The 14778-nt window shown below is 34.2% G+C and carries 10 protein-coding genes; 4 read left to right on the top strand and 6 right to left on the bottom strand.

Translation table 11 applies throughout. From position 1 onward, the window contains the following. Positions 1-9: 9 nt before the first annotated feature. The 6 genes from AC1DVP_RS08385 to AC1DVP_RS08360 are packed head-to-tail and all read right to left on the bottom strand — an operon-like array spanning position 10 to position 7305. Positions 10-1245, bottom strand: a complete 1236-nt coding sequence (locus AC1DVP_RS08385) for a glycoside hydrolase family 26 protein (protein WP_477183042.1) — start codon at positions 1243-1245, stop codon at positions 10-12. 23 nt (positions 1246-1268) lie between these two features. Further along, a complete protein-coding gene (locus AC1DVP_RS08380) occupies positions 1269-2300 on the bottom strand; it encodes a carbohydrate binding domain-containing protein (RefSeq protein WP_477183041.1) in 1032 nt (343 codons plus the stop codon). A gap of 53 nt (positions 2301-2353) precedes the next feature. Next, positions 2354-3538: an AGE family epimerase/isomerase gene (locus AC1DVP_RS08375; RefSeq protein ID WP_477183040.1), complete on the bottom strand. Its 1185-nt coding sequence runs from the start codon at positions 3536-3538 to the stop codon at positions 2354-2356. Positions 3539-3540: 2 nt separating this feature from the next. After that, entirely contained in the window at positions 3541-4734 is a 1194-nt protein-coding gene (locus tag AC1DVP_RS08370; RefSeq protein WP_477183039.1) for a glycoside hydrolase family 130 protein, read from the bottom strand. Between the two features lie 23 nt (positions 4735-4757). Then, positions 4758-6149, bottom strand: a complete 1392-nt coding sequence (locus AC1DVP_RS08365) for an MFS transporter (RefSeq protein ID WP_477183038.1) — start codon at positions 6147-6149, stop codon at positions 4758-4760. Between the two features lie 10 nt (positions 6150-6159). After that, positions 6160-7305 (bottom strand): glycoside hydrolase family 26 protein, encoded by a 1146-nt coding sequence (locus AC1DVP_RS08360; protein WP_477183037.1) that lies wholly within the window; start codon positions 7303-7305, stop codon positions 6160-6162. Between the two features lie 278 nt (positions 7306-7583). On the opposite strand from AC1DVP_RS08360, the gene AC1DVP_RS08355 reads away from it, so the two are divergent. The 4 genes from AC1DVP_RS08355 (at position 7584) to AC1DVP_RS08340 (ending at position 14690) form a co-directional block, all read left to right on the top strand. Further along, complete coding sequence (locus AC1DVP_RS08355) at positions 7584-8462, top strand: helix-turn-helix domain-containing protein (protein WP_477183036.1); 879 nt, start codon at positions 7584-7586, stop codon at positions 8460-8462. A 315-nt stretch (positions 8463-8777) separates the two neighbouring features. Then, positions 8778-11969 (top strand): SusC/RagA family TonB-linked outer membrane protein, encoded by a 3192-nt coding sequence (locus AC1DVP_RS08350; RefSeq protein ID WP_477183035.1) that lies wholly within the window; start codon positions 8778-8780, stop codon positions 11967-11969. An 11-nt stretch (positions 11970-11980) separates the two neighbouring features. Further along, positions 11981-13621 (top strand): RagB/SusD family nutrient uptake outer membrane protein, encoded by a 1641-nt coding sequence (locus AC1DVP_RS08345; protein WP_477183034.1) that lies wholly within the window; start codon positions 11981-11983, stop codon positions 13619-13621. A gap of 16 nt (positions 13622-13637) precedes the next feature. Then, entirely contained in the window at positions 13638-14690 is a 1053-nt protein-coding gene (locus tag AC1DVP_RS08340) for an IPT/TIG domain-containing protein (protein ID WP_477183033.1), read from the top strand. Positions 14691-14778 lie beyond the last annotated feature (88 nt).

Here is a 14778-nt window from a genome sequence, read left to right as displayed (position 1 = left end):
CTTGACTATTTATTTAGGTAACTCATACATTTTTGGCAAAGAATTCACCAAAGCTGATTTTGTTTTTGCTGCAAATGTTTTAAAATCAGATGCATTAGATGCCGTAGGGGTTGGAACATAATAACCATCTTTATAATTGGTCCAAAAAACTACATAACTTATTTGGATGCTATTTGCTGTCAATGCACTGTATAAGTAAGTCGAAAACCAATTGGCGACTGGAGAAATGCTTGCTGTAACCTGATAACCTGTTTCGGTCATTGCGGCAATTTTTACTTTTGTTATTGCTAAGTCTGATATCATTTTTAATTTAGCATTAGCTTTATCAGCTCCAGTTTGTCCTTGGTTGTTGAAATCACCATAATTGTCCATTCCTAAAACATCTACATAGGCATCGCCTGGATAACGGCTCAAATAATTGGTCGATGTGGTATAAGAATTGTCAGGAGAAAAAGCATACAAAACATTGTGAACCCCTTTGATATCTCTTAAATAAGTAACTGTAAACTGATAGGCAGCCTTATATTCTTCTGGAGTACAGAAATCAGCACCCCACCAAAACCAGCTTCCGTCAAACTCATGGAATGGTCTAAAAATGACCGGAATTAATTCTCCTTTTGATCCTGTCAATTTTAAAAAAACACTGGCTACCTTATCAAGTTTTTTCTTGTACCATTCGTGATTTGTTCCGCCAGGCAAAATACTTTTGAAGGCAGTTACTTTTTGCTCTGCTGTCATATCAGCTGTATAAAAGTTATCCTCTTTATTGGGTTCTCTGATGTGCCAAGAGAAAGTATTGATCATGCCTTTGGCATACGCCTCTTTGACATCATCGGTTGTAGTAATTTCCTGTTGGTAAAACCAATTGTCAGCTTGTCCATTATTGTTTTTGTCGGTGATAAACATTAAATCAGAACCCAAAACAGCGGGATCATATCCAGTTGTTTTCTTTATATCCGATTCAGCCGAAGAGCCATTATTGTAAATGCCGCTAAAAGCATCTTGCTGTCCAATTGCAGTTTTGGTTTTGGCCAGTTTTTTCAGGTTGTAAAATAAAGCGACCGTTTCGACAGTGGCATTTTTGTCGACCATATAGGTTTTTACGTTTTGTGCTGTCAAAAGATCTGTAACTGTAGGTGGATCAACTACTGGAGTAGGTGTGGGCGCTGGGGCTGAATTATCTCCAGAGCAAGCAGAAAGGAATAACAATCCAATCAGAATTGCTAGGATATAAATTTTTTTCATAATGATGTTTTGATTTAGAATTGCTATTTAAAATCAACCGAAAGAGCATCCGCATAAAGCGTTCCCGATGCAAATCCTAATGCTAGCATGATTCTGTATTTTTTTGTTCCTGCTGGAACCGAAAAAGTTTTGGTGTAATATGTCCAATCTGTGGTTGAGGTTACAAAAGCGATGTTTTGCTCGCCTGTTTTTTGATCGTCATTTCCTGTGAATTCTACGTTGTACAATCCGTTATTCCAAACTTCTTTTCCTTGTTTGATATTATCCGATTTCAACCAGCCCGAAAGTGTTATGGTTTTTGCATTTTCTGGAACATCGGCTATTTGGTCAATTCCAGTCCAGTCAAATGTGGAAGAATTTAGTACAAGCGCTGCTTTACCTTCTTTGAAAACAGTAGTAGAAACTGCTGCATTACCGCGCCAAGAATCTATTCCATTTTCAAAATCAGTATTTGTTAAATTTTTTGTTTTGGTTTCTGAAAAATTTGTAGCTACAGCTGCTTTTTTAGCATTTTCCTCTTCTTGAATTTTGTCCATCTGCTCTTGCGTAAAGGGAACAGCTTTTAAATCATCAAAAAATATGGTTCCGTTGGTTTGTCCTAATGCGAGCATCACTCTAAGTTTTGAAGCTCCTGCAGGAACGGCAATTGTTTTTTTGTAAAAAGACCATGGAGTTGTTCCTAAAACCGAAGCGATACTTTCGTTTTTGATTCCTTTGTCTCCGGAATTTAAAAATTCAATATCAAATTTTCCAGTGTTCCAGTCATTTTTACCTTTTTCGACACCTTCTGTTTTTATCCATCCACTCAATTCAACAGCTACTGTATTTTTAGGGATAGTTATAATTTGATCGACTGCTTTCCATTCGGCTCCCACATATTGATTGATGGTGCAGCTATTTTTACCAGATTTTTTATCAAAAGGAGAAATGGTAGCTACATCTTCGCCTCTCCAATTTAATAATTCAGTTTCAAAACCAGCATTTTTAATAAGGTTGGTTTGTGCATTATTTGTTACAGTAATTAAAAAAAGACCCAATACAAGCAATGCTTTCATAATAATTAAATTTAGAGGTTACTTTAAATTAAAAAGGGAGGTTTGGCAAGCTTTTAGATTCGGTGAATTAACTCAATGCACGCTCTGCCGTTGTGATAGGGACATTTCCAGAAACCAGCTTTGTCTTTTTTCATAGTAGAATAATCGCTAAAAATACCCCAAAACCATTCTCCATTTTCTTTGTCAATGATGTGTTTTTGTGTGAAATCCCAGTTTTTGAAAATTATATCCAAATACTCTTGTTTGCCGGTAAGCTGCCAAGCCGTAAAATAGCCTATCATTAATTCGGCTTGTGGCCACCAATGTTTTTCGGTCATTAATTCATTAGTTTCCGGATCGTATTCATACCACAATCCGCCATCTTTATCTATTCCTTCTTTGGTGACTTCTGCAATTTGAATGGCATGTTTTTTATAATTGGCAATTAATGCTGCATCTTCAACAATTTCTGCACAATGCAATAAAAGCCAAGCAGCTTCAATGTCATGACCATAAGAGATTACGTCTTTCTTTTCTATCCAATTCTCATCAAAAAACAGTTTTAAATGTCCTGTTTCAGTATTGATGAAGTATTTTTCGATAGTTTCTAATAGTTCAATAATGACTTTTCGTAATGATTCGTCTTTCCAAACGGTGTATAAGTTTGCGTATCCTTCAACGATGTGCAAGTGGGTATTCATTGTTTTCTTTTCGTTGGCGTCCTTTTCGCTTAAGCGTAAATCATCAATTGGCTGCCAATCGCGGGTAAAAGCTTCAAAATAACCGCCTTTTTCTGTATCATAGCTGTGTTTTTGAATTCTATTGTATAGTGCAATAGCAAGATGTAATGATTTTTTGTCTTCGGTTATCGAATAATATTCGCTCAGCCCATAAATAACAAAGGCTAAAGCATATACTTGATTTTTTGTGTCTTTTGGAGTTCCGTCATAATTGATGCTCCAAAAGATACCGCCAAACTCAGTATCGTAAAAATGCTTTGAAATGTATTCAAAAGCACGTTTTGCGGTGTTTAAATGTTCTTTGTTTTTGGAAATCTTATAAGCTGCAGAAAAGGTCCATAACAGTCTCGCATTAAGTACAGACCCTTTTTCAGCTTCATTATTTGTGTTGTTATTGTAATCTATTTGTCCAACAAAGCCCCCGTTTTTTTCGTCCAAAGTATTTTCCATCCAATAAGAAAGAATACTTTGGAGTTCGAGCTTTAGTTCTGTTTTTAGATTTTTTAAATTAGAATTCACAATTATGAAATTTCTTTGTTTCTATTCACTTGATTGATGATGGTATTTACTGAACCTGCAGAAGTCAAAGTATCTTCGGGAGTATTGATAACATAATCCACCAATCTTTCTACTGAAGAAACTGCTACGTGCATTCTAGTGTCAGAAGAAGCATAGTAGATGTAAACAGTACCGTCTTTATCTTCAATCCATCCATTAGAAAATAAAACATTAGAGACATCTCCAACTCTTTCTGTACCTTCTGGCCCCATAAAATGGCCGGCGGGAGCATGAATAACTTTTGCTATATCATTCAAATCCGTCATGAACATGTATAAGGTATAGCGCAAACCTGCGGCGGTGTTACGCACACCGTGAGCCAAGTGCAGCCATCCTTTTTCGGTTTTGATTGGTGCTGGCCCAAGTCCGTTTTTTAATTCATATACTGTGTGGTATTGTTTTCCATATATGATTTTTTCTTCTTTTACGATTGGATTGGTCATGTCTTCTACATAGCCAAGCCCAATTCCGCCACCGTTTCCTACATCAATAAAGCCATCTTGAGGGCGGGTGTATAAAGCATATTTTCCATCTATAAATTCTGGATGCAATACCACATTGCGCTGTTGCCCGGTATTTGATACTAAATCTGGTAATCTTTCCCAATTGATTAAATCTTTGGTACGAACAATTCCTGCATTTGCAATGGCAGTACTTGTATCGCCTTTTGGTGCAGACGGATCTTTTCTTTCGGTACAGAAAATACCATAAATCCATCCGTCTTCATGGTTTATTAAACGCATGTCATACACATTGGTGTCTGGCTCTTCAGTTTGAGGAATAACGCAAGGTTTGTCCCAGAATTTGAAATTATCTACTCCGTTTGGGCTTTCGGCAATGGCAAAAAATGATTTTCTGTCGGCTCCTTCAACACGTGCTGCCAGGACGTAACTGTCATTCCATTTCATGGCTCCGGCATTGAAGGTTGCGTTTATTTGAATTCTTTCCAAGAATAACGGATTTGTATTTGGATTAAAATCAAATCTCCATTCCAGCGGTGTATGCGCAGCTGTTAAAACAGGGTTTTTATAACGAGTGTATATGCCGTTTCCAATGCCGTCTTGTGGCTGGTTTTTTGTTTGTATTAGCGTATTAAATTGTTTTTCAAGTTCGATTTTTATATGTTTTGAATCGGCTTTTATTACTGTTGTGCTCATAATTGAATGTTCTAATTCGTATATTATTTATTGATATTTCGTTTGTCATTAAGGTCGTCTTCAATAGCCTGCAGTTTCTCTTCGGATAGTGGATAGAAAATGATAAAAAGTACTGAAATAGCTGCAGCAATTGCAGGAAGAATACTCAGCATTAATTGTATTCCAGTCTGTGCAGTTAGTGTTTGTGCGACATTGGCTTGGAAACCAAAGTATCCCAAAAGCCATCCTGTGGCAGCACCGCCAATTGTCCATCCAAATTTTTGTGACATGGAAGAAGCTGAGAAAATAAGTCCTGTCGCTCTTCTTCCTTGTTTCCATTCAGAGTAATCGGCACTATCAGCATACATAGACCAGATTAATGGGAAAATACAGCCTGCACAAATACTGATAAGTACTTGGAAAACCATGATAAGCAGTATATCTTCTTTTCCTAAATAATAAAAAATGATACTTAATATTGAGGCAAGGGTCATTGCACCAAAAAAGGTTTTCTTTTTTCCGATTTTATTTGCAATAGGTGTAGCTATAATAACACCAATGATGTTAGCGGCTTGGCCAAACACTAAGTAAAGTGTTGTAGGAGTCATTGCAAAATTCTCTCCCAGAATGCTGAAGCTGTAGCTTACAGTACTGCTTACGTAATATTTAAAATAATAAACAGCGGCTCCATCACGGATGGAATTGAATATCAACGCTCCGATTCCTGCACCCAATAAAATCCACCAAGGTCTGTTTTTAAGGAGATCATTTAAATCTTCTTTTAAGTTAGGTTTTTCACCATTTATAGGCTGTACTCTTTCTTTAGTAAGGAAAAAGCAACCCCAAAAGAAAATTGTAGTGATCATTCCAAAAACAATGATGGTATATAACCAGCCTGTTTTAGAATTTAAGCTTCCTCCAAAATGATTAACCAAAGGTTCTATTAACCAAAGTGCCAGTAAACTGCCGCCAAAGGCAAAAACCATGCGATATGAGGATAGAGTGGTGCGTTCTTTACGGTCACCAGACATTACGCCAAGCAAGGATGCATATGGTACATTAATTACCGAATAGATCATCATCATTAAGGAATAAGTAACGTATGCATAGATTATTTTTCCTTTTTCGTCAAAATCAGGTGTGTAAAAAGTAAGTACTCCGATTATTGCAAAAGGAATTGCTGTCCACAATAAATAAGGCCTGAATTTTCCCCAACGGCTTTTGGTACGGTCTGCAATAATACCTACCAAAGGATCAAAGCAGGAATCCCAGATACGGGTAATTAAGAACATAGTTCCAACTACAGCAGGCGCTATTCCAAATACATCTGTGTAAAAAAACATTAGATACATGCTGAAAATTTTCCAGAACATTGAGGAAGCGGCATCTCCTAATCCGTAACCGATTTTTTCTTTCAATTTAATTTTTTCTTCCATTTTATGGGGGTTATTTTTTATATAAATTTATTTTGGCCGCATCTCTTTCAAAAAGAATGTTGTCCAGATTGTAAAATTGCACAAAATTTTTTTCACTGACTTGTCCTTTGAACGGAGCATAATAATGCATTTTTTGTTCTTTTTCCTGCCAGCCGTGATTTCTCCAAACCAGTACATACGATATTTTATACGCTCCCATTGCCTTCATTAAAGTGTCTGTCCACCATTTGTCATAAGGAATAGCTTCATAACCTGTTTCGGCAAAAGCAATAATTTTGTGTTGCTCTTTGGCAATTTGATCTATTATTCCAAATTGTTTTTGGCAGTTTTCTACAAAGGAATTGTCTTTCAGAGGGTCATTAAAAATGTATTTGTCAAAACTTAAAACATCAACGTATTCGGACCCTGGATAGTATTGCAGAAAATCTTCTTTAGAAGTAAAATCAGCGGTGTTGTACACATAAATTAAATTATGAACCCCTTTTTTCTGAAAATAATCAATAGTAAATTTCCAAAGTTTTTTAAACTCTTCCGGGCTTCCGTTGTTTTTGCACCACCAAAACCAAGTTCCGGTAAGTTCATGATAAGGACGGTATAATATTGGAATTAAATTTCCTTTATCATCCTTTAATGTTAAAATGTATTTTACTGCTTCATCCAGCCAAGTTTTGAATTTTTCATGGCTTACGCCTCCCGGTAAAGCCGAAGCCAATGATTTTGGAGTTGTGTCCCATGCATTTCCTCCAGTTAGAGGATTGTTCGAATGCCAGCTGAGGGTGATAACACCGCCTCTTTTGTAACCGTCAATGATGTATTGCCTCATTTTGTCAAAAGGAATGCCGTCGATGTTTTTGTCTGATTTGTTTTCAAGACCGCCCAAATCCCATCCGTAAACGGCAGGATAATCTCCAACGACGTCTTTAACATCACTTCGTCCTTCTTCATATTTCCAGTTTACGCCATACGCCAAATCATCCTGATGACCAAAAAGGATTCCTTTATTGGCTGTTTTGTATAAGTTTTGGTATAATAGAATAGTGTTTTTTGTTGCTTTCTTGTCAGATAATGATAATTTAGTATCATTGTTCTGAGATTGAGATGAGCAAAATATACTGAAAGTGAATAAAAAAGACAGTATGTAGTTTGTTTTTGCCATAATTTATATTATAAGGTTTTGGATAGTTTTAATCAAAGTTCAATCAGTATGAATTAAGTATTAAAGAGTTGTGTTTTGAAAGCTGTGATTTTATATTTATATTAATTTTTTGATAGAATGTTAAAAAAAATATGGTTTTAAAATGATTTATATTTTTTAAGGATATTTTTACATTCAAATACATAAATTCATTTTTMAAAGATAAAGTAATAACATCTTTTGAATTAATATTATTTTATCAATTTTATATCTTATTATTGCAAATAAAAAAACAAATTATGAGCAATTTTAAAAGTTTTCAAAGAGAAATAGTGCCACTTGCAGCTCAAGATAGCTTTTTGGTTTTTGATAGAGTTAAAGATGAATTTGACTATCCAGTGCATTATCATCCCGAATTTGAGATCAATTTTATATTGAACGGAAAAGGGGTTAAACGCGTGGTAGGCGACAATATAGAAGAGATTGACGATGTTGAGCTGGTATTGGTAGGGCCTAATTTGTATCATGGCTGGGAACAATATAAGTGTAAAAATAAAGATATTCACGAAATAACAATTCAATTTCATAATGATCTTTTTCATGAATTTTTGCTGTCCAGACGGATTATGACACCTATAAAGGAGATGTTTAACCGGTCTGTACATGGTATTTTATTTTCAAAACAAGTAGCCCAAATGCTCACTTCTCGAATAATAAAGATATCCAAGCTGGATGGGATGGATTATTTTCTTGAAATTATATCTATACTTTATGATCTCGCAAACTCACGTAATCAAAGGCTTTTGTCTACGTTTACTGTTGAAAGTGATACTTTTGAGGAGTATGATAAAATGAAATTAATCTATGATTATATTCAAAAGAATTTTGCTGAGAAATTATCATTGGAAGAAGTTGCAGGTGTGGCTAGTATGACTACCATTTCTTTTAATCGATTCATAAAAAAGCGTACCGGTAAGACGTTTGTCAATTATATTAATGACATCCGGATTGGTTATGCGGCTAGGTGGTTAGTAGAGAAAGACCTTAGTATATCTGAGGTTGCGTTCAAATCTGGGTTTAATAATATTGCAAATTTTAATAGAAGTTTTAAAGCGTTTAAAAAATGTACTCCAAGTCAATATCGTGACGATTTTTCGGGATTAAAACGAATTTTGTAACAAGTTTGCGATCTTCTGTTAGGAAAGCGCTTTGATGTATTGCTTCAAAGCGCTTTTTGTTTTTGGTAATTATATATATCACTCATATTTTAAGGTTTAAATAGTAATTACATAAAAAAATACTGTCTAATTTTTATTATATGTAATTATATTTTTCATTTTGAAAATATATTATCATTAAATGATATAATAATATTAATTTGATGTTAACTACTGTTATAAATTTGTTAATTATAAATCATATTTATTAATACCAAAGATAATTGCCGAATAACCCTTTAGGGAATTATCGAACTTAACTAACAAATTTTTATTATGAAAAAACTATTGTCTAATTTAATTCATTGGAAAGTCAATCACAGAACGATTCCTTTGATTTTGTTTTTATTGTTATCATGCAATTACATTGCGGCACAAACTAAAGTGCAAGGAATTGTAAAAGATGATAAAGGGATTACTATTCCTGGAGTAAATATTACAGTTGTAGGTTCGGGAAAATCAGTTTCAACTGACTTTGATGGGAAATTCGCTGTAGATGCTCCTTCAAATGCTACATTGTCGTTCTCTTTTATTGGATTTAATACGCAAAAAATTGCTGTTGACGGGAGAACAACTATAAACGTAATCTTAAAATCTAGTGCTGAAGATTTAAAGGATGTAGTAGTAATTGGTTATGGAACTGTAAAAAGAAAAGATGTAAACAGTTCTATTTCCAGTATTAGCTCAAAAGATATCGAAAATATAAAAGTCGCTTCTTTTGATCAAATGATGCAAGGTAAAGCCGCTGGTGTTGTTGTAAATAATAATTCTGGTGAGCCAGGAGGAAATGTTTCCGTAAAAATTAGAGGGGCATCATCTTTAACAGGAACAAATGAGCCTTTGTATGTAATCGATGGAGTGCCAATTTCTGGAGATGCCAGAAATTCATCTACATCTGGAAGAAATGCATCTGGAAATTCTAATTTTTCTAATGCAGGAAATATTACATATAGCCCTTTATCACTGATTAATCCTAGTGATATAGAATCAATTGATATTCTTAAGGATGCTTCTGCTACTGCTATTTATGGTTCACGCGGTGCAAATGGTGTTGTTATTGTAACTACAAAAAGCGGTAAAAAAGGAACAGGGAAATTAACTTTTGAGAATTCTTATTCTATCAGTAATTTACCTAAACAATTGCCTTCTATGAATTTGCAGCAATATGCAGCTCATCAAAATGCTTTAGCAGCTGTATATGGTATTGGCCTTCGACCTGAATTTGCTCATCCAGAGTTTTTAGGGAAAGGTACAGACTGGCAGAAAGAAATTTATCAAACAGGGATTATGAAATCGAATCAATTATCTTTTTCGGGAGGAAAAGACGGCGTGAATTATTATATATCTGGAGGTGCATTAAACCAAGAAGGTATTGTAATTGAATCAGGTTTCAAACGATATAATTTTAGATCTAATATTGATGCCAAACTTAATAAGTTTATAAAAGTAGGTGCTAATGTTAGTGGGTCAATAACAGATGAAAAATTAACTTTAAATGGTCAGTTTAATGGAGTTGTTGCTACTTCTTTATTATCGACTCCGGATGTTGCAGTTAGGGAATTGTCAGGATCTTTTGCAGGGCCGCCGGCAGGAGGAGCAACTTCATTTGTAAACCCTGTAGCAACTTCTTTATTAGGATCTAATACATTGGTTAGAAAAAATTATTCTGGAAATTTTTATACTCAAATTGATTTGTTCAAAGGATTGGATTATCGTTTTGAGGCGGGTGGATATATCTATGACAACTTAGGACAGAATTATGACCCAATGTATTCTTTAGGGAATGCTGTAAAAAGCTATGCTAATTTATATTATAATCCATCTTCAGGTAACTCATGGAACTTAAAAAACATGCTTACCTATAGAAATACTATTGGCAAACACAATTTTACAGTTTTGGCAGTACAAGAATCTAATAGAGCGCATTGGGAAGGGTATTCTATTAATGCTACTGGTTTTAAAGACAATAGTCATCATGAATTGGCTTATTCTGATTTGTCCAAAGCAATCATAAGCAGTCCATACGAAGGAGTACAAACATTATCTTCTTATTTAGGAAGGGTTGTTTATGATTATGCAGATAAATATGGGATTTCTGGAGCAGTTAGAGCAGATGGATCTTCAAAGTTTGACATAGGTAAAAAATGGGGCGTTTTTGGTTCATTTGGGGCTTCTTGGAAACTTTCTAATGAGACCTTCATGGAAGGTACTAAAAAGTATGTTGATAATATAAAATTTAGATTTGGTTGGGGACAAACTGGTAACAATCAAATTCCTAATAATTTATATGATTCTAACTTACATTTGGTTAATAGCTCAATGGGGAATTCTTATTTACCGTCAAACACGAATAATGCAAATTTAAAATGGGAAACTCAGGAGCAAACTAATTTAGGTTTAGATTTTACAATGTTTGATTCTAAACTTACCGCTTCTGTGGATGTTTATAATAAAGTTTCTAAAAACTTCTTGTATCAAGTTCCTTTGCCAAACTTCCTTTCTGGTGGTGGAGATTATGAAGGTGGCGTAAATCCTCCATATTTTAATCTTGGAAGCATGCAAAATAGAGGAATTGAGGTTGCACTTGGTTATTCTCATAACTTTTCTGAAAACTTTTCATGGAATGCTAGTTTGAATTTATCTAAGTATGTAAATGAGGTAACTGATATGGCTGGATTAAACATTGTTAAAACAATGAATACGCTTGCTTATAGTACAGTTACAGTTTCTAGAACAATGGAAGGTTTGCCAATAGGGTCATTTGTAGGTTATCAGGCTGAAGGCATTTATAGAACAGATGATGATTTATTAACTTATGGACATAATAATGGCGGTACTAAAGTGCCTTTGAAAAATGGAACAAATTCGTTATTGCCAAATTTTCAAAAAGGAGATGTAATTTACAAAGATGTAAATGATGATGGTATTATCGATTCGAAAGATTTAGTTCCGATTGGAAATCCAAATCCAAAATTAACTTACGGATTTACTAATAATTTTAAATATAAAAATGTTGATTTGTCTATTTTCCTTCAAGGAACTGCCGGGAATAAATTAATGAATTTAACCCGTGCATCTGGTACAATGAACAATGGTGTTGGAACAAATTATTTAACTGATGCGGCAGATTTTTATTCAGCTGATAATTTAGATGCTGCTTTACCAAGACCTTCAGCTTATGATCATATAAATAATGCGGTATCGTCTCGTTTTATTGAGGATGGATCTTATTTGAGAATTCAAAATGTAACTTTAGGATATTCTTTACCTTCTGATATTATTTCTAAAATTAAATTATCAAGATTGAGATTTTATGCCTCTGCGCAAAACCTATATACTTTTACCAAATACAAAGGTTATGATCCTGAAGTAGGTTCTTATAACCAAGATGCATTATTATCTGGTATTGATAATGGACGTTATCCTACGCCTAGACAGATAACTTTTGGTTTTAATGTTGAATTTTAATACATATTAATATGAAAAATATAATAAAAAGAAGCAGTGTTGTTGCCATGACATTAATGTTATTGGTTTCATCTTCTTGTTCTCAGGATTTTATAGATGTGCCAGCACAGGGAACACCTACTTTAACGAACTATTATGACTCAGATTTGAAATTAGATAATGCCGCTAATGGATTATATGGTCTAGTGTGGTTTAATATGAACAAAGCGGGTTATTATGGTATTACTGATGTGATTTCGGGTAATATGTATGCCGCTCCGTATAATGATTTTGGTAAATTTACCGATTTGAGTTTTACCAATACGGCATCATATATTTCAGATTCATGGAGATCATGTTATGGTGCTATTGCAAATTCTAATGCCTTTATCAATGGTTTGCCTACAGGTGTTGGTCCAGAAGTTAGTAAAGAAGCATTAAATAATGCACTAGGAGAAGCACATTTTATCAGAGCCTTTTCTTATTTTTTCTTAGTGAGATTATGGGGTAATGTGCCTATTATTGAAAACACTGCTGATTATTCTGCGAATTTTGTCACTCCAAGTAATCCAGTTGCAGATGTTTATAAATTTATTGAAAATGATTTAAAATTTGCTGAAGCAAATTTGCATACTAAAGTTAGAGGGTCCAACTATTCTGCTAATGCGCATGTATCAAGCGGTTCTGCTAAGGCTTTTCTAGCAAAAGTATATTTATATGAGAAAAAATATGACCTAGCTAAAGCTAAAGCACTGGAAGTAATTAATAGTGGAGAGTTTAAATTATTAGGTGGAGATGAATTGCCTTCAAAATCTTTTGCTGATTTATTTTTGCAAATGAACAATAATAATGAAGAGTCAATCTTTGCATGGCAATGGACAGGGACAGCAACTTATTTTGATGGTAACTTCTCTAATACAACATTCGCTCCAGAAAATAGATTAGTAGAAACTACTTATTCTGCTCAGATTGCACCATCACAGGATTTAATTAAGAACGGTTTTGAGAATGGAGACCGAAGAAGAAAAGAGACATTTATGCTTACGGGTGATTATTATCCAAATTTAACTTATGCTAAAGATCTTACTGTTGATGCTCCTTATATTTTGGGATATACATTTGATGCATTATCAGCAACTTTACCTGATGGAAAAACAGCTAATCCTACACTTAATGGAGTTCAAAATTCTGGAGCAGGATTAAAAAAATACGTAATAGGAAAAGAAAATTTACCGGTTACAGGGAAGTTTAACAAGCCTTTTAATGGCGAAAGCAGTATGAACACTTATCAAATGCGTTATGCAGAGTTATTATTGATTCATGCAGAGGCTGTTATTGGTTCACAAACAGGAAGCACTACAGATGCATTGGCACTTAAATCGTATAATGCAGTTCGTAAAAGAGCTGGTTTGCCAATAAAAACATCAATTACTTTTGATGATGTATTTAGAGAAAGACGTGCAGAATTAGCTTGTGAAGGAGATTACTATTTTGATCTGGGACGTTTACCATTTGCAAAAGCTAAAGCAATATTAGAGGCTCAGGACAGAGGTGATAAAGATGCTCCAAAACATATTGTAATCACTGCTACAAGTCTTTTATTGCCTTATCCAGCAGATGATTTGATTAAAAATCCAAAATTGACAGAAGTAGCTCCGTATACTTTTAAATAATTTCAAAATGAAAAATATGAAAAATATAAAAATTGTTACGTTAACAGCATGTATTGCATTGATGTTATCTTTAATGCTTTTTAGTTCATGCTCCGATGATGCTAATACTTCAGATAGTGCTGGACCTCCAGTTATAGAATCGGTAATGCCATCAGGTTATACTAAAGATGGTAATGTTTTGCCTTTGGCTCCAGTTACTAAGGGAGATCCTAAAAGTTATTACATTATTCATGGTACAGGATTGCTTACAACACAGAAAGTATACTTTAATGATTATGACACTTATTTTAGACCAACTTTTGTAACTGATACAGATATAGTTATATTGATTGATGAAAATACGCCTTATGCTAATGCTTCTAATAAATTGAAAGTAGTTACCAGTTATGGCACTGTTCTTTATGACTTTGTCACTGCGCCGCCACCTCCAACTTTTAATTGGTTCAATTCAATAAATGCCGCAACAGGAGATGTAGTTACAATCGATGGAAAGTATTTTTTAAATCCTGTTGTAACAGTTGGAACACAGCAAGCTACTATAATTTCTTCTACATTGACAGAGATTAAGTTTAAGATGCCAGCCAATTCTGCTGATAAATTAGTGACTGTTTCTAACATTACAGGTACTGCAGCTTCTGCTCTGGCAGTTGGTGCGGCACTTTATGACGATGCAATACAAGGTGACGCAGGACATTGGACTTGGAGTGGTAATGAGTTTAATACAAATTATACTGTAGATAAAGCGCAAGGCAATGCATCTTTAAAAATCGTTTTTGGAGGTTGGGATGGTGCAGATTTGAAGTTTAATTCTAGAGATGTTTCAAAATATAAAGCATTTAGAGTTAAAATTAAAAGTATCTCTGAAAACCCTGATGCAAAGTTAAAATTTGTTTTTGGAGGATGGGCTTATCAAATAGTAAAATCGATAAATTCAAATTGGACCACTATTGAGATTCCTTTTTCAGAAATAGGAAATCCTACAACTTTTGATCAATTGACATTTCAAGAATCCGGTAATTTTGGAGGTAATACCATATTAATGGATGAGATGGGATTTGTATTAAAATAAAATTATTATTTTGAGTTAGTTAAAATATTCCCTGGTGTAAAAATTAGGGAATATTTTTTTTACAACAGTTTTTGTTAGCTTAAATTTG

The sequence above is a fragment of the Flavobacterium sp. P3_A6 genome, assembly GCF_056403035.1.
This window is presented reverse-complemented; position numbering and strand designations above follow the sequence as displayed.